24 protein-coding genes, 1 tRNA gene and 2 pseudogenes are annotated in these 25,535 nt (G+C 69.5%); 8 read left to right on the plus strand and 19 right to left on the minus strand.

Going from position 1 to position 25,535, the window contains the following annotated elements:
• Position 1: 1 nt before the first annotated feature.
• Entirely contained in the window at positions 2 to 283 is a 282-nt protein-coding gene (locus tag ACZ6CL_RS40445; RefSeq protein WP_468945962.1) for a helix-turn-helix domain-containing protein, read from the plus strand.
• A gap of 95 nt (positions 284 to 378) precedes the next feature.
• Here ACZ6CL_RS40445 and ACZ6CL_RS40450 read toward each other — a convergent pair.
• Positions 379 to 452 (minus strand) — tRNA-Met (locus ACZ6CL_RS40450).
• Positions 453 to 729: 277 nt separating this feature from the next.
• On the opposite strand from ACZ6CL_RS40450, the gene ACZ6CL_RS40455 reads away from it, so the two are divergent.
• Complete coding sequence (locus ACZ6CL_RS40455; protein ID WP_468945965.1) at positions 730 to 1,824, plus strand: barstar family protein; 1,095 nt, start codon at positions 730 to 732, stop codon at positions 1,822 to 1,824.
• A 105-nt stretch (positions 1,825 to 1,929) separates the two neighbouring features.
• On the opposite strand, the gene ACZ6CL_RS40460 is transcribed toward ACZ6CL_RS40455, so the two are convergent.
• From ACZ6CL_RS40460 to ACZ6CL_RS40515, 12 genes are all read right to left on the minus strand, one after another.
• A complete protein-coding gene (locus ACZ6CL_RS40460) occupies positions 1,930 to 2,301 on the minus strand; it encodes a DUF5958 family protein (RefSeq protein ID WP_468945967.1) in 372 nt (123 codons plus the stop codon).
• Positions 2,214 to 2,948 (minus strand): heparin lyase I family protein, encoded by a 735-nt coding sequence (locus ACZ6CL_RS40465; protein WP_468945969.1) that lies wholly within the window; start codon positions 2,946 to 2,948, stop codon positions 2,214 to 2,216. Before ACZ6CL_RS40465 ends, ACZ6CL_RS40460 begins: the two co-directional genes overlap by 88 nt.
• 454 nt (positions 2,949 to 3,402) lie before the next feature.
• The gene (locus ACZ6CL_RS40470) at positions 3,403 to 4,230 is read right to left on the minus strand and encodes an ABC transporter permease (RefSeq protein WP_468945971.1); all 828 of its coding nucleotides are present in this window, start codon (positions 4,228 to 4,230) and stop codon (positions 3,403 to 3,405) included.
• Positions 4,227 to 5,054 (minus strand): ABC transporter ATP-binding protein, encoded by an 828-nt coding sequence (locus ACZ6CL_RS40475; protein WP_468945974.1) that lies wholly within the window; start codon positions 5,052 to 5,054, stop codon positions 4,227 to 4,229. The genes ACZ6CL_RS40470 and ACZ6CL_RS40475 overlap by 4 nt, the downstream gene beginning before the upstream one ends.
• The gene (locus tag ACZ6CL_RS40480) at positions 5,051 to 6,157 is read right to left on the minus strand and encodes an ABC transporter substrate-binding protein (RefSeq protein WP_468945976.1); all 1,107 of its coding nucleotides are present in this window, start codon (positions 6,155 to 6,157) and stop codon (positions 5,051 to 5,053) included. The genes ACZ6CL_RS40475 and ACZ6CL_RS40480 overlap by 4 nt, the downstream gene beginning before the upstream one ends.
• Positions 6,154 to 7,452 (minus strand): glycosyltransferase, encoded by a 1,299-nt coding sequence (locus ACZ6CL_RS40485; protein WP_468945979.1) that lies wholly within the window; start codon positions 7,450 to 7,452, stop codon positions 6,154 to 6,156. The genes ACZ6CL_RS40480 and ACZ6CL_RS40485 overlap by 4 nt, the downstream gene beginning before the upstream one ends.
• Entirely contained in the window at positions 7,449 to 8,492 is a 1,044-nt protein-coding gene (locus tag ACZ6CL_RS40490; protein ID WP_468945982.1) for an ABC transporter ATP-binding protein, read from the minus strand. Before ACZ6CL_RS40490 ends, ACZ6CL_RS40485 begins: the two co-directional genes overlap by 4 nt.
• Positions 8,489 to 9,256, minus strand: a complete 768-nt coding sequence (locus ACZ6CL_RS40495) for an ABC transporter permease (RefSeq protein ID WP_468945983.1) — start codon at positions 9,254 to 9,256, stop codon at positions 8,489 to 8,491. The genes ACZ6CL_RS40490 and ACZ6CL_RS40495 overlap by 4 nt, the downstream gene beginning before the upstream one ends.
• Positions 9,256 to 10,131 (minus strand): ABC transporter permease, encoded by an 876-nt coding sequence (locus tag ACZ6CL_RS40500; RefSeq protein WP_468945986.1) that lies wholly within the window; start codon positions 10,129 to 10,131, stop codon positions 9,256 to 9,258. The genes ACZ6CL_RS40495 and ACZ6CL_RS40500 overlap by 1 nt, the downstream gene beginning before the upstream one ends.
• Positions 10,131 to 11,213, minus strand: a complete 1,083-nt coding sequence (locus ACZ6CL_RS40505; RefSeq protein WP_468945988.1) for a polyamine ABC transporter substrate-binding protein — start codon at positions 11,211 to 11,213, stop codon at positions 10,131 to 10,133. Before ACZ6CL_RS40505 ends, ACZ6CL_RS40500 begins: the two co-directional genes overlap by 1 nt.
• Before the next feature lie 215 nt (positions 11,214 to 11,428).
• Entirely contained in the window at positions 11,429 to 12,349 is a 921-nt protein-coding gene (locus ACZ6CL_RS40510) for a poly(ethylene terephthalate) hydrolase family protein (protein WP_468945990.1), read from the minus strand.
• Between the two features lie 67 nt (positions 12,350 to 12,416).
• Positions 12,417 to 13,682: a PHB depolymerase family esterase gene (locus ACZ6CL_RS40515; RefSeq protein WP_468945993.1), complete on the minus strand. Its 1,266-nt coding sequence runs from the start codon at positions 13,680 to 13,682 to the stop codon at positions 12,417 to 12,419.
• Between ACZ6CL_RS40515 and ACZ6CL_RS40520 the strand changes: the two genes are divergently transcribed.
• Both ACZ6CL_RS40520 and ACZ6CL_RS40525 read left to right on the plus strand, forming a co-directional pair.
• Positions 13,666 to 14,154: a hypothetical protein gene (locus ACZ6CL_RS40520; protein WP_468945995.1), complete on the plus strand. Its 489-nt coding sequence runs from the start codon at positions 13,666 to 13,668 to the stop codon at positions 14,152 to 14,154. The two genes, ACZ6CL_RS40515 and ACZ6CL_RS40520, sit on opposite strands and share 17 nt — an antisense overlap.
• A gap of 35 nt (positions 14,155 to 14,189) precedes the next feature.
• Positions 14,190 to 14,717: a GNAT family N-acetyltransferase gene (locus ACZ6CL_RS40525; protein ID WP_468945997.1), complete on the plus strand. Its 528-nt coding sequence runs from the start codon at positions 14,190 to 14,192 to the stop codon at positions 14,715 to 14,717.
• 65 nt (positions 14,718 to 14,782) lie between these two features.
• Here the strand turns inward: ACZ6CL_RS40525 and ACZ6CL_RS40530 are convergent.
• The 5 genes and pseudogenes from ACZ6CL_RS40530 to ACZ6CL_RS40550 all read right to left on the minus strand — a co-directional run.
• Positions 14,783 to 14,917 (minus strand): annotated as a pseudogene (locus ACZ6CL_RS40530) (aminoglycoside phosphotransferase family protein); the annotation flags it as partial.
• A 40-nt stretch (positions 14,918 to 14,957) separates the two neighbouring features.
• On the minus strand, positions 14,958 to 16,226 hold the full coding sequence (locus tag ACZ6CL_RS40535) for a methyltransferase (RefSeq protein WP_468946000.1): 1,269 nt from the start codon (positions 16,224 to 16,226) through the stop codon (positions 14,958 to 14,960).
• Between the two features lie 5 nt (positions 16,227 to 16,231).
• Positions 16,232 to 16,771: an NUDIX domain-containing protein gene (locus tag ACZ6CL_RS40540; RefSeq protein ID WP_468946003.1), complete on the minus strand. Its 540-nt coding sequence runs from the start codon at positions 16,769 to 16,771 to the stop codon at positions 16,232 to 16,234.
• Positions 16,768 to 18,630, minus strand: a complete 1,863-nt coding sequence (locus ACZ6CL_RS40545; protein ID WP_468946016.1) for an ABC transporter ATP-binding protein — start codon at positions 18,628 to 18,630, stop codon at positions 16,768 to 16,770. The genes ACZ6CL_RS40540 and ACZ6CL_RS40545 overlap by 4 nt, the downstream gene beginning before the upstream one ends.
• A gap of 475 nt (positions 18,631 to 19,105) precedes the next feature.
• Positions 19,106 to 21,424, minus strand: coding sequence for a polyprenyl synthetase family protein (locus tag ACZ6CL_RS40550; protein WP_468946005.1), 2,319 nt, complete (start codon positions 21,422 to 21,424; stop codon positions 19,106 to 19,108).
• 150 nt (positions 21,425 to 21,574) lie between these two features.
• Here ACZ6CL_RS40550 and ACZ6CL_RS40555 point away from each other — a divergent pair, with 150 nt between their 5' ends.
• The 3 genes from ACZ6CL_RS40555 to ACZ6CL_RS40565 are packed head-to-tail and all read left to right on the plus strand — an operon-like array spanning position 21,575 to position 23,656.
• Positions 21,575 to 22,183, plus strand: a complete 609-nt coding sequence (locus ACZ6CL_RS40555) for an ATP-binding cassette domain-containing protein (protein WP_468946008.1) — start codon at positions 21,575 to 21,577, stop codon at positions 22,181 to 22,183.
• Positions 22,180 to 23,082: an ABC transporter permease gene (locus ACZ6CL_RS40560; RefSeq protein WP_468946011.1), complete on the plus strand. Its 903-nt coding sequence runs from the start codon at positions 22,180 to 22,182 to the stop codon at positions 23,080 to 23,082. Before ACZ6CL_RS40555 ends, ACZ6CL_RS40560 begins: the two co-directional genes overlap by 4 nt.
• Positions 23,083 to 23,092: 10 nt before the next feature.
• Positions 23,093 to 23,656, plus strand: a complete 564-nt coding sequence (locus ACZ6CL_RS40565) for a hypothetical protein (RefSeq protein WP_468946012.1) — start codon at positions 23,093 to 23,095, stop codon at positions 23,654 to 23,656.
• Positions 23,657 to 23,810: 154 nt separating this feature from the next.
• Here the strand turns inward: ACZ6CL_RS40565 and ACZ6CL_RS40570 are convergent, their stop codons facing one another.
• Positions 23,811 to 24,680 carry an AraC family transcriptional regulator gene (locus ACZ6CL_RS40570; RefSeq protein WP_468946014.1) on the minus strand — a complete coding sequence of 290 codons (870 nt, stop codon included), beginning with the start codon at positions 24,678 to 24,680 and terminating at the stop codon, positions 23,811 to 23,813.
• A gap of 186 nt (positions 24,681 to 24,866) precedes the next feature.
• Here ACZ6CL_RS40570 and ACZ6CL_RS40575 point away from each other — a divergent pair.
• A pseudogene (locus tag ACZ6CL_RS40575) lies at positions 24,867 to 25,535 on the plus strand (hypothetical protein); the annotation flags it as partial.

Consider the following 25,535-nt stretch of genomic DNA (forward strand, 5'->3'; position numbering starts at 1 on the left):
CATGGGCCGGGCCGCCGAGATGCTCGGCACCACCCAGGGCTTCCTCCGCGCCATCGGCGAAGCCCGCCTGATCACCCCGCTGCGATCCGAGGGCGGACACCGCCGCTACTCCCGCTACCAGCTGCGCATAGCGGCCCGCGCCCGGGAGCTCGTCGACCACGGGACCCCCATCGAGGCCGCCTGCCGCATCATCATCCTCGAAGACCAGCTCGAAGAAGCCCAGCGCATCAACGCTGAACACCGCCGCACCGCCGGAACGGCAACCCCCCCGACCGCGGCCTGAGACGGCTGAGACCTGCAACAGGCCACGGTTCCCCAGGCTCGAGCGGGGGCCAGACGCAGTGACGGCCCGGTATGCACCGGGCCGTCACATTCAAGTAGCGGGGACAGGATTTGAACCTGCGACCTCTGGGTTATGAGCCCAGCGAGCTACCGAGCTGCTCCACCCCGCGTCGGTACGGTGAACTGTACGGCACTGACCCGGATCGGCCGAATCGACTTTCGCCTGGAGTCAGGTCCAGCGCCTCTGTGGGTGCTCTCGGCCGGTCGCGAGCACCAGATGACGATCCGCTCGCGAGCGGGAGGCGGAGCGGCTGACACGTGTACGCGAGTGGTATTGGGCGCTGCCCGAGGAGGTACGCGGCCGGTCGTCCCGCAGCTGCGGCGGGCGAAGGACTGACGATCTGACCGACCACCCAAAGAGCTTCACGGACTGCACCTGGGCTGGGCATGATTCCCACCGTGCATGTGGACAGGGACCATCGCGGGCAAGGACGGTACACGCTGACGGACACAGGAAGCGGCCATGTCTGGGGCGCCTGCGCCGAGGCGGATGGATTGTTCAGGGAGCCCCGGCGCGAAACGTACGAACTGTTCGGCTGGGTTCCGGATGGAGCCGAGGTGCGCGGCTGGGTCGGCAGCCGGGTGTGGCTGGTGCCGGAGGACAGGACGCTCGATGCCTGGCTGCTGGAGGACGTGGAGAGCCTCGGACAGTACCCGGGAACGGATGGTCTCGTGCTCACCGGTCTGGACGACTACGGGGGCCCGCCCGAGGGACACCGGGCTCCCGTCCGACTGCACGACGGGTACCGGTGGCTGGGCTCCTGCCGGGAGTTCGCCCGCGTCCTGGGGTCCGAGCAAGCAGAGCCTCCGCTCGTCCTGCTGGGGCTCGCCCCGAGTGATCGGCTACTGCGGGCACTAATGACGGGCACCCGGCGCACGCTGGACTTGGAGGAAGCATGGCTGGAGATACGGGACGACCGGGGCGAGCCGCTCACCGACCGGCTACTGCGGCCCACAGTCCGCACGTGGCAGCCGTCCTCCCGTGGGACGGACCTCATTGATCTGGAACTCGACGGATACGTGGCACTCGTACCGCGATACGCCCGGCCCGTCTGGGAGCGCTGGCTTGCCGGCCCGCCGGACGCCCCTGGCGTCTGGGCCGGACTCGAGACCCGCCAGCGTGTGGCCTGGCTCGATCTCGTCCGGGAGCGGGGCGGTCGGCTCAGACACCAGGAACCGCAGGCCGGGCGAGCGTACGAGTTGGACGGCCGACACATCACCGACGAACCGGGCCTCTACCTGGCACTCGGTGAGGCCGTCAACGGGCCGGGCGGCTACTTCGGGGGTTGCCTGGACGCCCTTGTGGACTGTTTGCGCGGCAACTTTGGCTACACCGCCCCCGCAACCTTGCTCTGGCGGGACGCCGCGACTGCGCGCGAGCACCTGTCCCGCGTCCTGGCGCCGGAGGGCGAGCAGTATGACCTGGTCGCCCTGGTGCTCGAAGTCCTGACCGAGGGCGGGATGCACGTGACCTTCACGTGAACTGGCCGCGCTGCCACGGTAGTGACTCAACGCTACTGTCGGTCCGTCGGGCTACGTACGCGCCAGGTGCAGGAGCCGATCCGTGTGCAGGTGCCGACGGAGGGATCAGTCAGCGGCGGACAGCCTGTGCCACCAGTGACCGCACCCGTCCGAGCAGTAGCGTTCGCGACGTCGTCCGTCGGCGATCGCGAGCACCGCGACCAGCAGTCGGAACGCCTTCCGGCGTTCGTCGAGGGGAGTGAGAGAGGCGATCTTCCCCAGTTGATCGTCGATCCGACCGCGTGTGATCAGCACCGCCGGCGTGTGCGTCGGGCGCAGACCGGCACGGCGAGCTGCTGCTCCCGTACGGCTGGCGACGGCACGCGGCCTGAGCGGGCCACCCAGCGGTGTCAGTCGACGTCGCTGTGGGTGGTGCCGACCTTCAGGTCGTCGATGTAGTTGATGACATGGCTGCCCTCGGCGCCGTACACCCCCCACTTGGGATCGTTGCTGCTGTCCCAGGTGCGGCACGCCCAGCGTGTGGAGCCGTCACTGAACGTCTGCTGCCGACCGTTGACGTACAGCTCGACCCAGCCGCCCTTGGTCCCGTCGGACAAACGCAGCCCGATGGCATAGCGGTTCCACTGGTTGGCCGAGGCCGGGGTCGACCAGATCGTGTGGACCTGGTTGCCGGGCTGCCGCTGGATCATGGTGGTGCGGCCGCCGATCACCTTCAGCACCACCGGCCAGTTCTGGATGTGGTCGCCGTAGGACTTCCACTGGAAGGTGGCGTTGTTATCGACTGTGCTGGACAGTTTGCTGGACCAGCCGAACCAGTACGTCTTTCCGTTCTGGAAAGCGTATTTCGAGCCGCCGACCTTGATGCCGTGGCTCTCGCAGCGATTGCTGCCGACCGGCTTGTCGTACTTCCAGACCTTGCCGCGCTGTGTGTCGCTGACGGCGGTGACACTGCCGGGGGAGTCACAGTTCATCAGGCCGTAGATCCCGGTGCCGCCGGAGGCGTCGCCGTCCCAGATGAACGCGGCCTGGGCCGGCCAGGCGAGCGCGAGGCTTGCGGCCGCGACGGCGGCGGGGATGACGAACCGGAGTCCGCTTCTGCACATGATGGCGGTCGGGGCAGCCATGCCACTCCTTGGGTGAGGCCCTCGTTCAATGAATGCGCAGACCGTAATGGAGTGGCCTGGAATGGTCCATACCTGTGTCGTGCTCGGTCGAGGTCGAAGGTGTTGGACAACCCCAGCCGATAGCGATTCGCGTCGATCCCGCGCAGCGGTCGGCTTCGGGGTGACGTAAAAGCAGCCGTATGGGAGCGCCTGAACGGCTGGCAGCAGGACCAGGTCGAGACGGCTACGAAGGTGGAGCTGGCCCGGGTGGCCAACCTGCTGACGCAGCCGGACCCCCTGCAGGCGATGTCGGAGGCTACGGAGGCGATCCGGCCGCCGCTGACGGCGATGTCCGCGGGGCGCGCGTCATCGTGGTCGTGGGTGGTGGTCGTGGGTGACGACACGGGCGTTCTTCACCACCAGGTCGTACACGGTCATGCGGGCCTCCTGCCTCGCCTCTGTCGCCCTCAGTTCGTCATGCGCCGATCACCCGGTTCTCCTCGGCCCAGAAGACGAGCCGTTTGTGGGCGAACCGGATGATGAAGTGGGCGATCAGCCCCAGTACGGAGAGCACCACCAGCACGGCGAACATCCCGGCGATGTCGAAGTTGTAGTTGGTCTGCAGCAGGAGGTATCCCAAGCCCTCCTTCGCGCCGATGAACTCGCCGACGACGGCACCGAGTATCGAGAAGACGATCCCGATGTCCAGGCCGGCGAAGAGGAAGGGGAGCGCGCTCGGCAGCCGCACCATCCGGAACACCTGGAACCTGCCCGCGCCGAACACCGTGAGCATCTGGATCCGGTCGGCGTCGGCCGAGCGCAGCCCCTCGATGACGTTGACCAGCACGGGGAAGAACGAGATCACCGCCGCCATGACGACCTTGCTCGTCATGCCGAAGCCGAACCAGACGACGAACAGCGGCGCGAGCGCCACCTTGGGCACCGTCTGGAAGGCGACGACGTACGGCATGAAGGTGCGTTCGACCAGCCGCACCTGGGAGATCGCGGTGCCCAGCACCAGCGCCGCCGCCACTCCGAGCGCAAAGCCGTAACTCGACTCCAGGACCGTCACCTTCAGATGTCCCCAGAACAACGGGTCCACCAGCTGCGCGCGGAGGGCGCCGGTGATCTGCGAGGGGCGCGGCAGCACGTAGTCGTCGATACCGAAGGCGGGGACCGCGAACTCCCAGGCCAGCATGGTGACGACGAAGACGGCGGGAGCGAGCAGCAGTTCGGGGCGCTCTCGCAGGTCCCAGGTCACGCGGGGCCGCCGCTCGCGGAGTCGCTTCGTGAGCCGCTTCATGAGTCGATCACCCAGGTGGCCTTGAAATGCTGGCGGATCCGCTCGACGAAGACTCCGGCGCGGTCCGAGGCCATCGCGCCGAGTGTGCGCGGGCGTTCGAGCCCGATGTCGACGATCTCGGCTATGCGGCCGGGGCGGGGGCTGAGAACCACGACCCGGTCGGAGAGGAAGACCGCCTCGGGGATGGAGTGGGTGACGAACACGACGGTCTGGCCGCTCTCCCGCCAGATCCTCAGCAACTCGACGTTCATCGACTCGCGGGTCAGGGCGTCGAGTGCGCCGAAGGGCTCGTCCATCAACAGCACGGCCGGGTCGTGCACCAGGGCCCGGCAGATTCCGGCGCGCTGCTGCATCCCGCCGCTCAGCTCATGCGGGTGTCTGCCCTCGAAGCCGTCGAGGCCGACCATCGCGAGCAGCCGCTCGGCCCGCTCCCGGTACACCGAGGCGTCGAGCTTCTGTACCTCCACGGGCACCATCACGTTCTGCAGTACGGTGCGCCAGGGCAGGAGGGTGGGCGTCTGGAAGACCATGCCCACCTCGGGCAGCGGCCCCGTCACCTCGCGGTCGGCGACGCGGACCGTCCCCTGGCTCCTGGGGACGATCCCGGCGAGGATCTTCAACAGGGTGGTCTTGCCGCACCCCGACGGGCCGACGACCGACAGGAACTCGCCCCGCCGGACGGTGAAGGTGACGTCCGAGAGTGCGTGGGTCGGCTCGGACCCGCGCGGCCGGTAGGTCTTGTGCAGTCCGGTGACCTCGATCCAGCGCTCTTCTTCGTCCCCGCTCTCCCCGCTCTCCCCGCTCTCCTGTTCTTCCCGCTTCACCCGGCGGCCTTCGCCTTCGCGATCACGGGATCCGGGTCGAAGCCGTTCGCGCCTGCCAGCAGGCTGCCGTCCCACAGCGCCGGGAGCGGGACGTCCTCGGTGATCTGGCCGGCCGTCCTGGTATAGGCAACCGTCTTGTCCCACTCCATGGCGCTGATCGCACCCCAGTCCTTGAAGTCCTCGGCTTCACCGGTGGCGGGGACCGCGGTCTTGATCCACGCCTCGAGGGTCCTGGTGTCGTCGGCGATGCGGTCGTCGGCCTTCTTGCCGGTGAGCAGCTGGGGGAACGCCTGGTAGCCGTCGCGCATCGCGGCCTCGGGATTGACGGCGGAGAAGAGCAGTGCCTTGTAGGAGGCGCGCAAGTAGCGCGTCAGCACGTCCTTGTTCTCCTTCAGCGTCTTCTCGGTCACCACGTAGGTCAGGGAGCGGATGCCGTCGAACGCATCGGAGTTGTCGAGATAGCGCAGATCGGTGCCCGTGTTCTCAATGGTGGTGTACGCCTGGGTGTACAGGGCGAGCACGTCGACCTTGCCGTCCTCCAGGGCGGCTAGGGCCTGTGCGCCCACGCCGACCGGCAGCAGGTCGACGTCCTTGGCCGCGTCCAGTCCGGCGTCGCTCGCGTACGCACGGGCGTAGATGGCCGAGCCGGAGGCGAGGCTGATGACCCCGATCTTCTTGCCCTTGAGGTCAGCCGGGCTCCTGACCTCACTGCCGGGCTGGACGGCCATGCGCCACGGCCAGTTCCTCACCAGGCCCCCGATGGCCTTCACCGGGACGCCCTTCTCCCGTGCGGCGAGGATGGCTCCCGCGTCGGCCGGCGCGATGTCGGCGCTGTTCGAGGCGACGGCCTGGACCGCTGCCACCGACCCGTCCGTGTTGATCACGTCGACTTTCAGCTTCTCCTCGGCCAGATAGCCCTCGGCGTCGCTCACCGCGTAGGTGGCGACCTCTTCCTTGGGGGCGATCACGGCCGAGGGAACGGCGAGTTGGAGCGTGGCCCGGCCGCCCCGGTCACCGTCGGAGGACGACGAGGGCCCGTCCGCGCAGGCGGAGAGCACCGCGAGGACGGCGACGCCGAGGCCGAGCCGTAAGGACAGATTCATGTTCCGTGCCTTTCGTGGCCGTGCCGCTCGATGAGGTCGGCGGCGGTGCGCAGCCCGTCGCGGGCCCGGATGGTCGTGGCGGCTTCCGTCAGCCTGTGCCGCAGACTGGTGTCGCCGAGCAACTCGACCAGGGCGCCGTGCAGTTGGGCGTCAGTGAAGCGGTACGGGTCGAGGCGGACGCCGTAGCCGAGTTCGGCGACCCTCTGTGCGTTGTCGTACTGGTCCCAGAACAGCGGGAGCACGACCATGGGCTTGCCGAAGTGGAGGCTCTCGGTGGTCGTGTTGTTGCCGCCATGGGTGATGACGAGGTCGACGAGCGGGAGGATCCGCGTCTGCGGGAGGAACTCCGCGCCCCACATGGTGGGAGGCAGCTCGATCTCGTCGTGCAGCGGTCCCTTGGAGACGATGTAGCGGTGCGGGGTGCGCGCCAGGGAGGCGATGATCCGGCGCATGAGACCGACGTCGGCGGAGCCGAGGGAACCCAGGCTGAAGTAGATCAGCGCGCTGCCCTCAGGCTGTTCGGCCAACTCCGGCGGCAGGGTGAACTCCTCCTCGGTCTCGCGGACCGAGGAGTCCAGCCGGTGCCAGGCAGGGCCCAGCGGGCGGGCTTCGGCGTAGTCGGCCATCTCCGGGTAGACGTACAGGTTCAGCTCGCCGTCGTGGATGAACTCCAGGTCGGGCAGCGGCCTCGCGCCCTGGTCCACGACCCATGCGTTGAAATCGACCCAGACCTCGCGGTGGGTGCGGTCGTACTCGGCACGGAACTCGGCCCAGCCCGCGCGGTCACCGGCCGGGTACCCGGAGAAGGGCGGGGGAACGTGTTCGCCCTTCACCTCCAGCGGGTTGCAGGAGACGATCCGCACGAAGGGCACGTCCGCCGTGCTCAGCGCGGGGAAACAGACGACGTTGTCCTCGACGATCACGTCCGGCCGGACCCGGTCGACGATTCTTTTGAGCTGGGGTTCGCAGTACCGGGCACCGGCGATCAGTTCCTCCCAGACCGGCCTGACCCACGTGCCCAGCTGTTGGATCGTGGGCTTTTGGAACTCGGGGGCGGTCTCCCGTACGAAGTCCTTCCAGAACTGGCCCGCCTCCTGGGGACTTTCGGGCGGCGGGGCCAGGTCGACCAGGTCCTCCTCGAAGCCGAGCGGGGCGAGCCTGCCCTTCCAGGACGCCTCCGCCGCGAACACCACGCGGTGGCCCCGTCGGCGCAGCACGTCGCCGATGCCGACGCAGTTGTTGGTCGGACCGTACGCGCTCTCCGGCGCGAAGAGGATGGTCAGGGGTCCGCTCAAGGGGTGTCTCCCGTCGTCTCGATCAGTACCGCGCTCTCCGGGTCCCACGACAGCGCGACGCGGGCCCCGGAGGTCACCGTGGCCGGGCCCGGAACGGTCAGCAGGACCGGCCGGTCCAGACCGGGGACCGTGACCGCGATCCGCGAGGAGCCGCCGAAGTAACTGATGTCCAGCACCGTGCCGCGCAAGGAGGCCTCCGCGCCCTGAGCGGCGAGCCGGATGCTCTCCGGACGTACGCCGACCAGCCCCGCCGCCTTCCCGGCCGGGGCGGGCAGGACACCGACGCCGGGTACATCGAGCCCGCCGGAAGGCAGCAGCCGTCCCAAGAAGAGGTTGTTGGCGCCGACGAAGCCCGCGACGAACCGGCCCCGAGGGTGCCGGTAGAGCTCGACGGGGGTGTCGACCTGCTGGAGGCGCCCCCGGTCCAGGACGGCGATCCGGTCGGCGAGCGACATGGCCTCCTCCTGGTCGTGGGTGACGACGAGGAAGGTGATGCCCACCTGGTGCTGGAGGCGCTTGAGCTCCAGCTGCATCTCGGCGCGGACCTGCTTGTCGAGCGCTGACAGCGGTTCGTCGAGCAGCAGCACTCGGGGGCGTTTGACGATGGCACGGGCGAGCGCGACCCGCTGCCGCTGCCCGCCGGACAGCTGGTGCGGCCGTCTGCGGGCCTGCGCGGTCAGCCCGACGGTGGCGAGCACGGCCGCGACCCGTTCGCCGATCTCCGCCCGGGCGAGCCCTTCCCGCGCCAGCCCGTACGCGATGTTCTTCTCCACGTTCATGTGCGGGAACAGCGCGTACGACTGGAACATGAGGTTGACGGGCCGCCGGTGCGCGGGCACGCCCAGCAGGTCCTGGCCGTCCAGGGCGACCGTGCCGCTGTCCGGGGCCTCGAATCCGGCGAGGACGCGCAGCAGAGTCGTCTTCCCGCAACCGCTCGGGCCGAGGAGGGCGAAGAACTCGCCCTCCTCGATCTCCAGGCTCACCCCGTCCAGGGCGGTGACCTCGCCGAACCGCCGGTTGACGGCATGGATACGGATCACAGCGCCTCCGTCAGCCGGCTGACGCGCTGGGCGGCGATCACCACGGTGAAGCTGACCGCGAGCAGCAGGCTGGCGAGCGCGTTGATCTCCGGGGTCACGCCGAACCTGATCATCGAGTAGATGACGATCGGCAGGGTGGGATCCTTCGGTCCCGCGGTGAAGAAGGCGATGACGAACTCGTCGAGTGAGAGCGTGAACGTCAGCAGCGCGCCCGCCACGATGCCGGGGGCAAGGGTCGGCAGGGTGATGCGGAGGAACGTGGCGGCCTCGCCCGCGCCGAGGTCGCGTGACGCCTCCTCCAGGGACGGGTCGACGTGGGCGATCCGGGTGCGCACGACGGCCGTGACGAAGGCGAGGCCGAAGACGGTGTGGGCGAGCAGCACCGAGTGCAGTCCGAGGGTGGCCGAGACGAGCGAGTAGAAGGCGAGCAGGCCGATCCCGAGCACGACGTCCGGCAGGACGGCGGGCAGCACCGCCAGGGCGGGCAGCAGCCGCGACCGGCTCGCGTGGCGGGCGAGCCCCACCGCGAGCAGGGTGCCGAGGACGGTGGACAGGGCGGTCGCGCCCGCGGCCACGATCAGCGTGTTGGCCAGGCCCCGCAGCACCTCGTCGTCGCCCGCCAGCGCGCCGTACCAGGAGGTGCTGAACCCGGACCACTCGTAAGGGCTGCCCGAGCGGTTGAAGGACATCACCACGAGCACCACAACGGGCGTGTAGAGGAACGCGTACGTCAACCACAGCGGGAGGAGCGCCGCCCGGCGCATCAGCGGCCGCCCAGCCGGCGCCCGGCCCACGCCTGCGCCATGAGCAGCAGGACCAGGAACGCCATGAGGGCGAGGGCGAGCACCGAGCCGAACGGCCAGTCCCGTGCGGTGAGGAACTGGTCTCTGATCAGGTTGCCGACCATGACCGTGTGTCCGCCGCCCAGCAGTTCGGGGACGACGAAGTTGCCGAGGCTGGGCACGAAGACGAAGACACAGCCGGTCAGCACGCCGGGCAGGGTGTGGGGGAGGGTCACGCTCCAGAACGTGCGGGCCGGGCGGGCGCCCAGATCGGCCGAGGCCTCACACAGCCGGGGGTCTACCCGCTCGATCGCCGAGTACAGCGGCAGCACCATCAGCGGGAGATAGGCGTAGAGCAGTCCGAGGACGACGGCGGGTTCCGTGTAGAGGAGTTTCAGCGGCCGGTCGATCACCCCGATGCCGGTGAGGGCCGAGTTGACCACACCGTGGCTGGACAGCAGCACGATCCAGGCGTAGGTACGGATCAGGAAGTTGGTCCAGAACGGGAGCACGACCAGGACCAGGGCGACCGTGCGCCATCTGCCGGACAGTCGGCTGATCGCGTACGCGGTCGGGTAGCCGAGGAGAAGCGCGAGCAGTGTGGTGACGGCGGCGATGCGCAGCGAGTCGGTGAGGACCCCGGCGTAGAGGGGGTCGGTGAGCCGTGCGAAGTTCTCGCCGGTACGTCCGTCCTCGTACGCGATCCCGCCGAAGCGGCCCCGCCGGAAGACCGTGTAGCCGATCAGCAGGGCCAGCGGCAGCAGGAGCAGGACGGCCAGGTAGGACAGGCCCGGGCCGAGCAGGACGAGACGGGCTCGCAGGTGTGGTCCTCCGGCCGCCTTCCCCCGGCGGGCCATCAGCCCGCGGTGACTTCCGTGACGATCCGGGTGTACGACGTCGCGGCGTCCCCGAGGTCGACGACGGACTCACCCTTGAGCAGTTGCTCGGGGGTCATGGCGAGTGCGGGATAGCGCTTCAGGAGGGCCGGGTCGAGTTCAGCCATGGCGGCGGTGTTGGGGACCTTGTAGAAGATGTTCGAGGCGACCCAGGAGTGCACTTTCGCGTCGAGGACGTAGTCGATGAAGGCGTGCGCCGCCTCCTTGTTCTTCGACGACTTGAGGATGACCATCGTGTCGGTCCAGAGGTCGCTGCCCTCCTTGGGGACGACGAAGCCGATCCTCTTGTCGTCGGTCGGGCACCAGCCGTCCCAGGCCTCCGCCAGCACGGCCTCCCCGGACCTCAGCCGGTCGCCGAACGTGGTGTCGTCGTAGGCGAGGAGCCCGTCCTTCGCGGTGAGCAGCAACTCCTTGACCCGGGCGAGCTGTTGCCCGTCGGTGGTGTTCACCGAGTAGCCGAGCGCCTTTTGCGCGGGGAGGAAGAGCCAGCGCTCGGTTTTCAGCATGGTGGCCTTGCCCTTGACCGCGGCGCGCGGCTTCAGCAGGTCGTTCCAGCTGTCGGGGGTGTAACCGACGAGGTCCTTGCGGTAGCAGAGCCCGGTGGTGCCCCAGGTGTACGGGACGGAAGTGACGTTGCCCTTGTCATGGGCGAGCCGGGCGGCGAGCGGGTCCAGGTTCTTCAGGTGCGGGACCAGATCGTGGTGGATGGGTTCGAGCAGCCCCTGCGCCGCGAGCGCCTGCGCGTACTGGCCCGATACGAACGCCACGTCGATGCCGCTGTCGGCGGAGGCGGTCAGTTTGGCGACGATCTCCTCGTTCGTGCTGTGCTTGGCGACGGTCATGGGCGTGCCGACGGCCGACTTGAACCGGGCGGGGAGGTCCTTCGGCATGTAGCCGTCCCAGTTCGAGACGGTGAGCCGCTGCTTGCGTAAGTCCGCCTCGGGGTCGAGCGACGCGGAGGCGGCGGGCCCGTTTCCGCCCGGTTGGCCGTCGCCGCCGCATGCGGGGAGAAGGAGCGCGAGGACGGCCGCCGTCGCCGCCATGGACACGTGCCTGAACCTCAGTGCGCCTAACACGCCGCCCCCTTGCTGCCGAAATCAGCCGCTGAGCGTGGGTCGTGCCCAGTTCGCCGAAAACGGCTCACGGGCAGGCATCGGTTTCCGGAGTCTCGCACCCATGGCATGCACCGGGCAAGACGGCCTTTTCGTCCAGCCTCGCTCTCACTCCGTGCGGGACTGTGCGCTCCGGGTGATCCGGTTCAGAACGGGCAGGTGTCCATCCAGCGCGTGACGAGGGAGACGTTGTTCTTGTCGGGGTCACGCTCCGTGCCGCACAGGAAGGGCCTGAAGCGGGCGTCGGCGCGCAGCCAGTGGCTGAAGAACGACACGATCCACTTGCCCTGTTTGGCCTTGTTGCCATAGCCGGTCATCGGGCAGAGGTGGTCGCCGGGAACCTCGATGTAGAGCTTTTCGGCCTGGGACATGGAGTTGTACCAGGGCACCGCGTAGGTATCGCCGTTGGCGACGGGGTCGCTTTCGCAGGTCAGGAAGAGGGTGGGGTCGGTGACTCCGGAGAAGTTCCCCGCCCGGTGGTACGGGGCCGTGGGCACGCCCGCCCGGAAGCGGGGGTCGTCCCGGAGGGCCGCCATCACGCCGCCACCGCCCATCGAGTGGCCTGCCGCACCGAGCGTGCCGTTGAGCTTCCCGGAGATCGGGGTGCCAGTGGCGTTGCCGAGCGCGAGTAGCTGGGTTCCGGCGGCGGAAATCTGGCGGCCGCGTGATTCGGGATCGTCGGTGAGCGTCTTGGTGCCGACGTTGATGACGACGAATCCCCAAGAAGCGAGGCGGGGTGCGAGCCACTGCAAATTCTGCTGCGTGCCTTGATAGCCCGGCATCAGCACAATGCCCGGGTACGAGCCGCCGGCCCTCGGGTACGTGATGGTGCCGGATCCGTATCCGCTCGGGTTGGGAACGGTGTAGGCGGCGGTGGCCAGGGGCCCGCTCGTGGCCTCCAGTGAAGCGGTCGTCGGGCCCGGGATCCCGCCTCCAGGGGGCGTGTCGCCGCCGGATTCGGGCCTGTCCTGCTTGCCCCGGGGCGGCGACTCTGCAGCGGCCGTGGGCGGGGCGGAGAGGGCCAGCAGGGCCAGGGCGATGGTGGTGGCCAGCGCGATCAGTGTCATGACGGTGTGGGACCTGGCGCCTAACGGCCGCGTCGCGTCGGCCGGACAGCGGGGTGAGAGCATCGAATTACCTCCGGTGAGACTCGTCCCGAGGTGCGGATGGATCAGAAGCCTGCCCCGAGCCGGTGCTCGGTCGGCTAGCGGACTGGTCGAAGAGCCAGTTGATGACGACGTCGTTCTCGTACGTCTGGGCCCAGGCTCCGTGTGGGTTCACCGGAGTCGTGCCGGCCGGATAGCTGGTGAACAGCGTATGGCTGCCCGTACGGCGGGCTTGGCGCAACAGCGCCCGGGAGCGGGCCTCGAAGTCCGCCTTGGGCAGGTCGTTGCCCCATTCCCCGCGGGTGACCTTGGCGCCCGCGTTCTCCAGTGCGTTCATCAGCGTCCAGGTGCCGGGTTTCCCGAAGCGCCCCTCCCTGTAGGGGACGGTGGGGTCGTCGACGGAGTGGTCGGCCCAGAGCGGGATGTGCGTGATCCCGGCCATGACGGAGGGGTCGCCCCAGCCCGCGGTGACGAGGGCCGCGGCGTACCTGCGGGGCCGTTTCGGGAGCAGGTTGAGGATTCCCCGCGCGCCCGACGACAGACCGACGAGGTAGAGCCGGTCCGCGTCGACCGGGTACGCGGCCGCGACGGCGTCGATCAGCTCGACCAGCGCGCCCTGCACTGTGGCGTCGGTCCAGTCCGTGCCGTCCGGGCCGTCCATGGGGCGGGGCAGCGGGATCTGCGGGGCGAGTACGAATGCCGGGTCCCTGCGCTGGCGTTCGGGCTTGGCGAAGGCGACCGCGATCCGATTGGCGGTGAGCTGGGTCATGTTGTTGTCGGCGACCTCGCCTCCGCCGTGCAGGGTGACCACGAGCGGGTACCGGGTGCCCGCCCCGGGGCGCCGCAGGTACCCGGCCGGCTGATGGAGCCGGAAGTCCAGCTCGAACCCGGCGGCGTCGGCGAACGAGCCGGCGGTGAAGTCGTCCACCACGGGGGTGCGGACTCCATCGTTCCGGATGGCGAACGGATGCGCTGCGAGCACCGGGCCGTTGCCGCGCGCCGTCACGTCGGCCACCTGCCTGACCGCGTAGGCGCGGTCGAGCGGAAGCGGATCGGTCGCCCCGGAGGCCCGCGCGTTGGCGTCGCCGGGGTCGAGCTCGATGATCAGGTGGTCACCCGGGCGTCCAGGACGGGTCCGGTCGTCCACCTCGGCTGCCGTGTTCGGGTAGACGCGGGTCACCGTCCGGGCCCCGGTCTTCCCACCCACAGTGGCGGTGACCCGGAACGCGGAGGGCGGGATCACGCCGCCGCGCGGGTCGATGGGTGCCGCGTACCGGATGGCGACAGCTGTCACCAGCCAGTTGTGCCTCGGCGTCACCCGCGTGAGCAGGTCGCAGCGCAGAACCGGATTCAGCCCGGGTGTCCTCGGCCGGTCCGCTGTCGTGGCGTCGGCCGCCGCCGCGGTCGTCGCCGGGGTCAACGCAGTCGCGGTGACGGTGCTCGCGGCAATGGTGAGTGCCGTACGTCTGGTGATCCTTGGCATGGCTCCTCTTCGCGTCGTCCGGTGGCCTGGGATTTCTGCGCGCGAGGGTGCGATGGACGGGCTGGGCCGGGTGCGGATCCACTACGCGAGAGTTTCCGAGCGACAACGGATCGGCGTCCAGCATCGAACCGGCATATATTCATGCGGCATGCGTATCAGTCCTGCCGGTGTGCAGACGGTGCGAGGCCGCAAAGGTCCGGTCGGCGTCGCGGGCCTCGCTCAAGCGCGCAAGCCGCTCGAGACCACCCAGCGCGAAAGTGAATGCCGAACTGGCATAGGCTGACCGTCTCATCCGACGCACCGGATCAGGATCAGCCCATGCGCAGCGACACCAGGATCCGCCTGATCGAGCCCACCGACGCCGCCCCGATCGCCGCGCATCGGGTGCGGGACTACGAGGCTTTCCGGCCGTGGGAACCGGACCGGCCGGCCGAATTCTTCACCCCGGAGGGCCAGGCGGAGCGGATCGACAGGCTGCTGGCCGGGTACCGGTCCGGCGCGGTCTGGCCGGGCGTGGTGCTCGCCGGCGACCAGGTGATCGGGCAGGTCACCGTCGGAGGGATCCTGCCGCAGCCGCATCTGCGCCGCGGCTCCGTCGGATACTGGATCGCCAGCGGCGCCCAGAACAAGGGGCACGCCGGGCACGCCGTCGGGCTTGTACTCCGGGTGATGACGGACGAACTCGGGTTGCACCGCGCAGAGGCGTCCACCCATCTGGAGAATCTGCCGTCGCAGCGGGTGCTGCGCCGCAACGGGTTCAGCCCGTACGGCGTCGCGCACTCCTCGATCTTTCTCGACGGGAGCTGGCGGGACGGGCTGCTGTGGGAGCGGATCCTCGGCGACTGATCCGGCAGTTGCCGGTCCTCAGCCGAGGCGCATCGTCGAGAGCTGGCCCGCTCGATGCGGCCGAATGGGATCGGCGCCATGGCCATCGCCTCGACCGCGACGTCGGTGCGCGTCTGATCAGTGTCGATCTTCAGGAACACGTTGCCGACGCGCAGGGTAGCGCGCTCGTGATGGGCGACGACGACCTCGACCTCTTCCACGTCGGCCATAATCGCGGGATGACCACCGACGTCGCCGGGTTCATCGCGGATGCGGCGGGATTGGTCGGGCGGGGGACGCAAGCTGCCAGGACAGGCGGCCGCATGGCGACGCGGCCCGCTGCACACCGTCCGCACCAAAGGAGAGGCGATAGCGGTCGGGAGCGCCCGCTTCCCGCCACTGGGCGGCGAGGCCCTGGATCTCTCTCCAGATGTCGCGCGGCCCGTGGGTGATGACGGTCCAGCGCCGATGGTCCACCGGCTTCACGCGCAGCCACGACCCGCAGCCGGGCGCCCCGATCACCAAGTGCTCGGCGTCGAAGTCCCGCACCAGACCGCCGAGGAGATGGTCGGCCGCCAGCCACAGGCCCCGGTCGGTGTCCGCGGGCAGGGCCAGCGTGGTCCGCTGCGTCCGCGCGCCCGGCGCGGTGGTGACGCGCTGCCGGAACTCCTCGGTGAGGAAGATCCTCTCCATTCCGTGCCCGGCCCGGTGGGCGAACTCCACGGCCCGCAGCTCCGCTTGGAGCTGCCCGTCGGCGGTGCGTTCGACGACGGCGAGGGCGGGCCACGACGGGGACGCGGTCGTCACGTGTGCGAGCAGCTTGCCGCCGGTGGCGAGCTGCTCGACGAGGGCTGCGGGCACGCGCTCCGCCGTGTACGACACGAAGATCCGGTCGAACACCCGGCCTGGGCAGCCCTGTTCCCCCGACCCGCACACCACCTGCGGCCGGAAACCGAGCCCGGCCAGCCGTACCGCGGCCGCGTCGGTGAGGTGCCGGTTCCGGTCGAGGGTGACCACCCCCTGGTCGCCGCAGACCTGGCAGGCCACCGCGGCGGTCACCCCCGCACCGGTGCCGACGTCCAGCACCCGATGACCGGGCCGAAGATCCAGCTCCTCCAGCAGTGCGGCGGTCAGGCTCATCACGGTGGACATCGACGTGATCGCCGCACCCCACCGTGACCCGCGCACCCGGCCGAGGAGCGGCTCCCCATCGTGCTGAACGAGCACACTGCCCCCGCCGTACAGCAACTCCACCAGCTCGGCCCGATCTTGCGGCGTGGGCCAGTCCAATAGGTCCCACCGCGGCGTCTCGCCCGGGGCGCTGCGCCGTACGTATGCCTGCGGCATCAGCACCTCGCGGGGCAGCACCAGCAGGGCGTCTCGGACAGGACCCGGCCCCAGCGCACCCGTATCGTCCAGTCGGGCGACCATCGCTGCCCGCGCGGCAGCCGGATCCACCGCCGCACCCGGCGCCGCGCCGTGGACCGGTCGCTCCGTCGCCCCGCCAGCCCGTACGGGGCCCATGTCCATGGGGCTCATCGCTCGGCCCAACCCATCTCCGAGTACCGGTGCCCGGCGAGGATCCCGCCGATCGCCCGGCGGGTGTACGGCACGACCTCGGCCGGGAGATCCTGCGGCCTCCACCACCGCCACTCCACGCACCGGTCGGGCTCCAGGATCTCCGGGGTGCCCGACCAGGAGTGGGCCCGGAAGACGAGCCCGATCCGCGGCCGCGCGACCGGCGAGTCGACGAGATGAACCACGTGCACCAGCTCGACCGCCCTGGGCTCGATGATCAGCCCGGCCTCTTCCTTGGCCTCGCGCACCAGACAGCTGATCGCGGCTTCCCGCTCGCAGTGCCCGGCCAGGAAGTGCCAGGTGTTCCCCGCGTATGCCGAGTCGGGGTGGCGCAGACCCAGGAGAATCCGCCCGTGTTCGTCCTGGAGGTACAGGTGGACACCGAGGATGTGCGGCTCGGTCCCCTCCGGTGCCTCGTGGCGCGGCAGGCCCCCGGCGGCCGCACGGATGTGGGCGGTCTCTGCTGGGCTCCCTGAAGTGGCGTCGGCGCGGCTCATGCGCGTGTCCCGTGCTGCTCGCCATCCGGCTCGGAGGTGACCTGGTAGGACAGCAGTTGCTGGAACAGACCCGGTTGCTGGACGAGCTGTGGGTAGGTGCCTTGCTGCACGATCCGGCCGTCATCGAGGACCACGATCCGGTCGGCCACGGCGACGTTGGTGATGCGGTGGGTCACCAGCAGCACCACCCGGTCCCGCGCCAGGTCCCGCAGCCGCTGGAAGATCCGGAACTCGGCCCGGGGATCGAGGTTCGCGGTCGGCTCGTCGAGGACCAGCAACCCCGCCTCTCGGAAGAACGCCCGCCCCAGAGCGATGCGTTGCCACTGGCCGCCACTCAGCTCCTCCCCGTTGAGCCACTCCCGGGCAAGGAGGGTGTCCAGACCGGCGCCGAGCTTGTCGACGACTTCGTCGGCGTCGGCGGCGGCGCACGCCTCACGCACCGCCGCGTCGCCGCGCGGCGAGGGCTGTCCGAGGGTGATGTTCTCGCGCACCGTCAGCGGCCAGTGCGCGTAGTTCTGCGGCACCAGGGCCACCTGCTGCCACAGCGCCTGCGGATCGGCTTCACCGGTGGGAGTGCCGTCCCACAGCACCTGCCCGTCGGTGGGCAGGTACAGGCCGCTGACCAGCTTCGACAGCGTCGACTTCCCCGAGCCGTTGAAGCCCACCAGGGCGGTGACCTGGCCTCGGCGCAGGGTCAGCGAAACCTCGGACAGCGCGTTCTGGTCCTTCCCGGCGTAGCGGTGGGAGACCGACTTGATCTCGATCGTCTGCGGCGGCTGGGGCCGGCATGTGCCCCGGCGCATACGGAACCCGCCGGCCTTGTCGAGGAACCCGCTCCAGTCATCCATGTACAGCCCCGTGCGTACGGCTCGCGCCCCGACACCCACCAGCCCGCGAACTGACTGGCCCACCGTTTGCAAGGCGAAGATGGCCGTTCCGGCGTGCCCGACACTGATGCGGCTGGTGGCCAGCAACCACACCACCGCCCCCCACACGATCGCCGAACCCACGCCTCCGCACAGCGCGCCGACCAGGGACATGCGCGCCCCCTTGTCGGCCGCGGCCCTGTCCTCGCGGTTGATCCGCGCGACCGTCTGCCGGTACCGGCCGGAGAGGAAAGGGGCCATGGTTCCGGCACGGATCTGGTCGGCGGCGTCCTTGGTGTAGATGTTCCAGCGCAGCACCGACAGCATCCTGAGGTCGCCGTTGCTGCGAAGGTTCGCCAGGTAGCGCACCCGTGCGGCGCTGACCTGGGCAAGGGCCTGCGGCAGGCTCGCCGCCACCAGGAGCGGCAGGAGAACCCAGTGCACTCCGGTCAGCACAACGGCCCCGGCCAGGAAGGACGCTGCCGAGGCGATCAGGTCCTGCCCCTCGTTGATCAGGTCCCCGGTGACCTGCGCCCCGCGGTCGGCGGCCTCCCGGTCGCGGTTGAAGTCAGGTTCGTCGTAGGCGCACAGCTCCACCTCGGCACAGGCCGTGAGCAGCATCTGCTCAGCCTCCCGCGACATCAGCGGACCCAGCCGGGAAGACAGCCACCCGACGGTGATCCCCAGGAGCGCCCGCACGCCGGACGCCCCGGCCAGCAGGGCCACGGACGGCCACGCCTCCAGGAGCCGGTGGTAGACGTCTCCGCTGGCCAGCAGCGCGGTCAGGGTGCCGCTGATCGCGACCAGGCCCACAGCCTGCATCACGCCGGTGACCGCCTGGCACAGCAGGAGGCCGACGGTCGCCGCGCGGTCGACCCGCCAGGCCAGGGCCAGTGACCGGCGCACCAATTGGGGTAAACGCCGGGCCATGTCGCTCATCCGGATCGAGCGGCCGGCCGCTTCGCGGCTGCCGGTCACGTCCACGTACCGCATCTGCGACTCGGGAGCGTCCGGGGCGGCCCGCGGCGTCGGAACACCGCGGTCGCCGGGCGGCGGTGCGTCGTGACGGTCACTCATGCCGCCCACCTCGTATCCCGTCGTGCCGAGCGGCGGCCAGCGGCGTCAACCTTCTGCGCGCCGAGGACGAGAGGGGCCGCGTCGGGCTGCCCCCGTTCGAATCCGAGAGGCTGACGCACGAGGGCGAGCGCAGGATTCATGGCGTCCTCCATGTGGGCGCACGAGTGGTACTGATGCTCTAAGAACGGAGGCAGATGGGGCGCCGTTACGGCTAGCTGAGGAACAAATGTTCCGAAGGGCGGCGGTTCGCTTGCCGCTGTGGGCTTGCCGCGGCCCTGCACGTTCGAACGAGGCGCCACCACCCGGCCGGGGGATTGCTCCTCGACCGCGACGCTCACCCCGTCAGTCGTGATCAAAATCTGGGCGAGATGCGCCGCTGCCCAGAAACGTGTCAAGTCCGCGAGGCAGCCGGGGGCTCATCTGTCCGGCTGAGGATGTGGTCGGTTTCGCGTTGGGCGGCGTACCAGCCCAGGGCGCGCACCATGGCCTTGTGCGGGGTGGGCGGCAGGAGAGGGGCGAGATTGTCCCAGGCGTCGTCGACGAGGCTGCGGGCTTCGGTCATGCACGCCTCGAGGGCGCCGCTGCGGACAAGGAGTTCGGATGCTGTGCGCGCCCCGGTGTCGGAGTGCTGCCGGAGCACATCGCGCAGGTGTTGGCGGTCGGTCGCGTCAAGGAGGCCGACAGCGTGGGCCACGGGGTAGGTGACCTCGCCGTTGCGCAGGTCTTCCGCGGGGGAGCGGGTGGTGATGCCCTGCTGATGTTCCTGGGCGGTTACCAGCCCGTACAGGTCGGCGACGTCGTCAGTGATCTGGTAGGCGGTTCCGACGGCTTCGAAGTACCGGCAGATCGCGTCGAGTTGCTGCTCGTCGGCGCCGCCGAGGATCGCGGAGACCTCGGCGGTGCTGCGGACGAGCATCCCTGTCTTGAGCCGGTGTGCGGTGCGGACTTCGTCGAGGAGCGGACGGGCGTCACCGCTGGTGACGGCCTCGTCGAACGCGGTGTGGTGCCCGGCGATGTCGAGGGCCTGGCCGGCGTGGGCGGCGCGCAGGTCCCGCAGGTAGAGCCGGTAGATGCGGAGCATGGTTTCCGGGACGGCCTGCGGTATCCGCTGCATGAGGGCGTCGAAGGTGTAGTAGCCGAGGGTGCCGGCGGTGATGGCGGGAGCGGTGCCGAAGACCTCGTGGACGCTCGGGCGGCCTCGTCGTGTGGGCGAGTCGTCCTGAATGTCGTCGATGACCAGCGCGGAGAGATGGAGGAGTTCGGTGACCGCGGTGAGGGGCCGGTAGGGCTCCGGATCGGCGTCGAGGAGACAGAGGACGGCCGCGGCGACATAGGGGCGCCAGGAGCGTCCCGGGTTGTCCAGCAGGTGCAGGAGGGGAGCGGCGACCGCCCGATGGAGACGGGCACGTGTGCCGGCGTCGAGGCCGGTCAGGCCGCTGGTGCCGGTGAGGAGCCCGAGCGCGGCGTCGTCTGCCGGGTCAGGGGAGTACAGGGCTGCGGCTTCCACTCCGGCGATGTCGTGGGTACGGCGCATGTAGTGCTCGAGGTCGCCGATGGTGTTGGTCGGGAGGGTCTGCAGGAAGGCGGTGCCGCTGACGGGTGTGGTTCCCATGGTGCCGTGGACGGCAGCGGGGCTTTCCCACATGGCGCGGCCCACGACCAGGGTGCGGACCTCGCCCTCGGCGGTTGTCGCGGTGACCTCGGCGTCCAGGCCGAGGTCGGGCACGCTCACGTGCACGGTGGTGGGGTAGGTGTTGAGGGTGGCCAGCGAGGTCCAGTGCTTCAGGGGCCGCCAGGTCAGATCGTGGTAGCTGGTGTTGCCCTCCGGGTCGACTGCTGTGGCACGGGTGAATTCCAGCCCGGTGGCACCGGTGACGGGATCGCTGGTGCGGGAGTGGATGCAGCTGACCTCCCAACCGTTGTCGAGCTGGATTCCGGCCCACTCCCACGTGTGGTCCGGTGTTCCCGGAGCCCGTTCGACGTCGTAGTAGGTCGTGCCCCAGTCCTGCTCGAACCAGGCGTGCCCCTCCAGCCGTCCCTGGCTGCCGTCCTCACGGCGCACCGTCCCGTGGGCGTGCAGTCGCGGGACGAAGTACGACGTCATCGCGTCCGCATCGGTGGGAAGCCGCCCCGGGTGGCGCCCTCTGGCGTCGAACTGTGGTGCCGCGCCCTTGGCGGGGGTGAGGACGAGCTCGAAGCGGTCCCTGTCACGGAAGCTCAGCCGGTAGCTGCCGTCTTCCTCGCGGCGCAGGGCTGCCAGGTCACCGAAACGGATGTCCAGGGTCTCGGCCGACTCGACCACTGGGTCGGCCAGCAGCCGGTCTGGAAGCAGGGGGCCCTCGGCGAGGGCCTGCGTCAGTGCTTCGCGGACCCGGCTGTCCTGTGCGGTGTCGCCGGTGAGCGCGTCGCGCACCGCGTGGTGCATGGTGGGCGAGAGCCAGGTGCGGCGAGACACGCCCTTCGGGCCTGAGCGAATGGACACCAGGGCATAGCCGGGGGTGGCGGCATCGTCCCGCACGTCGTGGTGCCGCAGCATGCTGATCATCCACGTGTAGGTGTCGCCGTCCTCGTCGCGCAGATGACCGTTGAGGTACCACGCCTCAGCGCCGGCGGAAGGGTGCGGTGAACCGAAGGGGCTTAAGACTGTGGCGTGATGGTGCGCCGCTGCTTGAGCGGGGACCTGCGCCCCAGGGCGGGAGGATGTGGCCATGCCAAGAAGCTAGATGTCTGTGGTCCCCCTGAACGCCCACTGACCACCGGATCATCAGATCGGATGAATATCCGGCCGTAACAACGGAGATGCCGTGCCCTCTTCGCTCCCGGCTCGTTAGAGCGGAACGCCAAGGGGAGGAGGCCCTCGATGGAGGTAAAGGGCGTGCACCACGCCTACGGCCGACGTGAGGTACTGCGCGGTATCGACCTACGACTGCAACCGGGGGTCCTGGCCGGGATCGTCGGGGAAAACGGCGCAGGCAAGTCGACCCTGTTGAAGATCCTTTCGGGCGAACTGGTTCCTGGCCGGGGCACGGTAATCCACGACGGAGGGTTCGGGTATTGCCCGCAGGCGGCCGTCCTCAACGACGCGCTCACCGTCCGCCAGCACCTGGACTACTTCAAGGTGGCCTACGGACTGGCCGACCTGGGGCGTGCCGAAGAGGTCATGGAGGCATTGCGGTTCAGCGAGTACGCGGACGAGCGGGCCGGAGTCCTCAGCGGCGGGACCCGGCAGAAGCTGAACCTCACCCTCGCCCTCATGCACGACCCGCATACCTTGCTGCTGGACGAGCCCTACCAGGGCTTCGACTGGGAGACCTACCAGCGGTTCTGGGACCTGGCGGCGTGGCTGCGCGGCGACGGCCGATCGGTGCTCCTGGTCTCCCACCTCGCCTACGACGCAGAACGCCTCGACGTGCTGTGGCGCCTGGAAGGCGGCGTTCTGCACGAGCAGCTCCCGGAGCGTGCGGCATGACGCCCCGCCGGCCCGGTCGCCGCCCTCGCACGTTCTTCACGACCGCGGCCCGCTACGCGCTGACCGAGCACCTGCGCAACCGCTTCGCCATGGTGCTCATGGCCCTGTTCATCCCGGTGTGGACCGCGCTGGCATTCTGGTCCGTTCCCGACACCCGCACTCGCTTCCGGCTGCGCGCCACCGGAAACCTGCTCACCCCCCACGGCAATCAGCTGACCGAGATCACCGGTGCCCTCAACGCCGTCACCCTGATCATCGGCTTCATGATGTTCGCGGCCTCGTTCGCCAACGGCCGCTTCGATCGCCGACTGGCCCTGGCCGGCTACCCCCGCACTCATCTCGTCCTCGCCAAGCTCACCTCCCTCACGCTGGCCTCCGCAGCCGTGGCCGCCTACACGACAGCACTCACCTGCGCCTTCTGGAGGCCCGAGCAACCAGCCCTGCTCGCTGCGGCCCTCTTCCTCGCCGGGATCACTTACGGTGCCCTGGGCGTCGCCTTCGGATCATTGCTACGACGCGAAGTGGAGGGCATGTTCGCCGTCGTGATGACCAGCGTCATCGACCTCGCACTCCAAAACCCCCTCTACAGCTCCAGTTCAAATGGCAGCATCGTGGGCTATCTGCCTTCCTACGGCGCGATGCAGGCCGCTACGGGTGCGGGGTTCTCCACCACGCCCCTGCCGAAATACCTGGCCATCCAGACCGGATGGTTCGTAGCCGCCGCGCTCGTCGGCCTCCTCGCCTTCCATATCCGAACCCGGAACAGTCTCAGCAGGCGACGACCGCACGCCATCGCGCCGTCTACCGCTGCCGTCACCCCGCAGGCAGAGGCCCTCCCGAGCGGGACGTCCTCGCCCGAGCGCACAGAGCAACGACCCCGCCGGATCGGTCGCCGCTGACCGGTACCACTTGTTTGGGTCACGGCGTTGGCCTCAGGCGCTCAACGGGCCGTCTGACCACCTTGAGGAGCTGTACGGCCTCCCCGCCTTCACGTTTCCCGCGCCCGGCGGGACGGCGAAGCTGCCCGAACCCGACGTCGTGGCCTGGCGGATCGACAACCACATGCAAGGTGAGATGTGGGAGAGCGTCTTCGGCCGCTTCTGCGCCCAGGTCGACACCACGCGGGTCCGTGCCCTGATCGTCGGCCTCTGGGACGACCCGGAGGACACCGATCCCTCCGAGGTCATCGAAGCGCTGCTGGCCGCGCGTGACCGGCTGCCCGCCCTGCGGTCGGTGTTCCTCGGGGACATCGTGGCCGAGGAGTGCGAGATCTCCCGGATCAGCCAGACCGATGTCACACCCCTGCTGGCGGGCTTCCCCGCACTGGAGGATACGCCACGCGCTCGAACCCGCGGGCGTCGAGGTGGACCTCGACCAGGACGACGCCGAGTCCTCCGAAGGAGACGGCGGCGCCGTCTGGCGCTACGTCAGTGTGGGGGAGTGAACACCCGCGTGAGTGACTCCCGGCCATGAAACTGATCAAGGCATGCCACCTCACATGGCCCAAGCCCACAGCGCCGATGGAAAGGCGCTGCGGGCTTGTCCGCTGTGCGTGCCACCGCACTCACAGAGCATCAGCCGAACGGGCTACTCGGCACCCGCGGGTTGATTCCGTGACCGCAGTCCGTCACGCCGGTTCGACGGGTAGCCACAGCTCGCAGGTCGCGGTGCTGAAGTCATCCGCGCGCTCAAGGACCGCGACGATCGAGGGGCCTGGCCGGAGGCGCCACGGGTTGGAGGGGAACCACTCGGTCGCGGTCGCGGCCCAGGTCGTCTGCAAGACCTGCGGATGCGGTCCGGCAGTGTGAAAGACCGCCCACTTGCCGGCCGGTACCTCGATGGCCCCGAGGTCGTCCAGGGCCGGTGTGTCCCAGGAGACAGCGACCCCGTGCAGGTAGGTCAGTTCGCTCCCCTCCGCGCTGTCGGGGTCGAGGTCGTCGCAGACCTGCAGCAGGCCCCCCGGCTCGGTATCGCCGAGGGCCTTGAGCCGGACATGCTCCTCTTGCGGCAGTGCGGCGATGTGCTGCTGGATGTGCGGGTTGATGCCCTGGTGGACGAGCGGAACCCGGGCGGCGTGTCCTACCAGCCGGAACGCGGGGCGGTCGACGATGCGGGTGTCCATGGGGATACTCCCTTCGACGGTCAGGTGGAACCTGAGCTGCGGTTGTGTGCGCAGGGGGCCTCCGTCGCGGCGCACGTCACTGAGGCCGGCGCCGTGGACCGTACGGAACGCGCGTCCGAACGCCTCGGTCGAGCTGTATCCGTGCCGGACGGCAATGCTCAGCAAATCGTCCTCACTCCGGACGACGTCGGCAGCGGCGACGGTCATGCGGCGACGCCGCACATATTCCGACAGCGGCATGCCAGCCAACGACGAGAACATGCGGCGCAGGTGGTATTCGGTCGTGCCGACCGCCCTGGCCAATCCGTGGGCGTCGAACTCCTCAGCGAGGTGCTCCTCGACGAGATCGACAAGTTGGTTGAGTGCCGAGATCACGAGGCCTCCTTTCGATGTCAACCCTGCCTGGCAGAACCCCGGCCGTACCCGACCGCCGCGATCCGATCCGATCATGCGCCTGCACGGGCGCGGAGCCGACCATGCTCGATCGACGACCCGGCGCTGCCCGAGGTGCTGGCCGTGGGCGGGAGCTGGTCGCCAACAGGCTCGTTAAGGTTCGGCCGTATGACCGACCGCATGCTGGAACTCTTGCGCACCCGCCCTGATCTGGCCGAACTTGCCGCGTTTCCGTTCAACTTCGACGTGGGCCGGGCAGACCACGTCGAGCAGGTGCACCTGGCATCCGGTGCGTCACTGGAGCCGATCGCCGGCGACGACATGGGCGGCACGTACTTCTTGTCCGGGGGAGCGGCCGTGCTCCACGCGTCCGACGACGGGTACGCCTCACTGGTCGCCGACAGTGTCAGCGAGGCGCTCGAGATCGTCGTCCGGCTGCCCTGGTGGTGCGAGACCATGACCGCCGAGATGGACGAGGAGGGTTTGCGCGCCGCCATACGGTTGGCGGACGACCAAGCGCGGGAGGACTTCGCCCCCCACCTGGACGCGCAGCGAGCGGCGTTGATCCACGGTCTGGGCCTGCCGGACCGGCCGCTGGTCGAACTCCTCGCTATGTCCGAGTCGGCCACCAGGCGCACCGAGCCGGACCACGTGCTGCTCAACTCCCAAGATCTCTTGGCCTACCAGCTCGAGGAACCATTCCGGCAACCCTTGCGCGACATCGTCCTCGGCCCGGGACGCGAGGCGCTGGAACGCATGCGCCGCGGCGACCTCGGCACGCGGGAGGAAGTAGCGCAAGACCCCGTGCTGCGGGCGGGGGTGCTGCGCGCGGCGCAG

Source organism: Streptomyces sp. NPDC041200 (assembly GCF_055591805.1).

Bases quoted from the DNA above. Each gene is read 5' to 3' on its own strand.
- ACZ6CL_RS40445 (WP_468945962.1), top strand. From the start codon at position 2: ATGGGCCGGGCCGCCGAGATGCTCGGCACCACCCAGGGCTTCCTCCGC.
- ACZ6CL_RS40455 (WP_468945965.1), top strand. From the start codon at position 730: ATGATTCCCACCGTGCATGTGGACAGGGACCATCGCGGGCAAGGACGG.
- ACZ6CL_RS40465 (WP_468945969.1), bottom strand. From the start codon at position 2,948: ATGGCTGCCCCGACCGCCATCATGTGCAGAAGCGGACTCCGGTTCGTC.
- ACZ6CL_RS40470 (WP_468945971.1), bottom strand. From the start codon at position 4,230: ATGAAGCGGCTCACGAAGCGACTCCGCGAGCGGCGGCCCCGCGTGACC.
- ACZ6CL_RS40480 (WP_468945976.1), bottom strand. From the start codon at position 6,157: ATGAATCTGTCCTTACGGCTCGGCCTCGGCGTCGCCGTCCTCGCGGTG.
- ACZ6CL_RS40495 (WP_468945983.1), bottom strand. From the start codon at position 9,256: ATGCGCCGGGCGGCGCTCCTCCCGCTGTGGTTGACGTACGCGTTCCTC.
- ACZ6CL_RS40500 (WP_468945986.1), bottom strand. From the start codon at position 10,131: ATGGCCCGCCGGGGGAAGGCGGCCGGAGGACCACACCTGCGAGCCCGT.
- ACZ6CL_RS40505 (WP_468945988.1), bottom strand. From the start codon at position 11,213: ATGGCGGCGACGGCGGCCGTCCTCGCGCTCCTTCTCCCCGCATGCGGC.
- ACZ6CL_RS40510 (WP_468945990.1), bottom strand. From the start codon at position 12,349: ATGACACTGATCGCGCTGGCCACCACCATCGCCCTGGCCCTGCTGGCC.
- ACZ6CL_RS40520 (WP_468945995.1), top strand. From the start codon at position 13,666: ATGGCGACAGCTGTCACCAGCCAGTTGTGCCTCGGCGTCACCCGCGTG.
- ACZ6CL_RS40525 (WP_468945997.1), top strand. From the start codon at position 14,190: ATGCGCAGCGACACCAGGATCCGCCTGATCGAGCCCACCGACGCCGCC.
- ACZ6CL_RS40535 (WP_468946000.1), bottom strand. From the start codon at position 16,226: ATGGACATGGGCCCCGTACGGGCTGGCGGGGCGACGGAGCGACCGGTC.
- ACZ6CL_RS40540 (WP_468946003.1), bottom strand. From the start codon at position 16,771: ATGAGCCGCGCCGACGCCACTTCAGGGAGCCCAGCAGAGACCGCCCAC.
- ACZ6CL_RS40545 (WP_468946016.1), bottom strand. From the start codon at position 18,630: ATGCGGTACGTGGACGTGACCGGCAGCCGCGAAGCGGCCGGCCGCTCG.
- ACZ6CL_RS40550 (WP_468946005.1), bottom strand. From the start codon at position 21,424: ATGGCCACATCCTCCCGCCCTGGGGCGCAGGTCCCCGCTCAAGCAGCG.
- ACZ6CL_RS40555 (WP_468946008.1), top strand. From the start codon at position 21,575: ATGGAGGTAAAGGGCGTGCACCACGCCTACGGCCGACGTGAGGTACTG.
- ACZ6CL_RS40560 (WP_468946011.1), top strand. From the start codon at position 22,180: ATGACGCCCCGCCGGCCCGGTCGCCGCCCTCGCACGTTCTTCACGACC.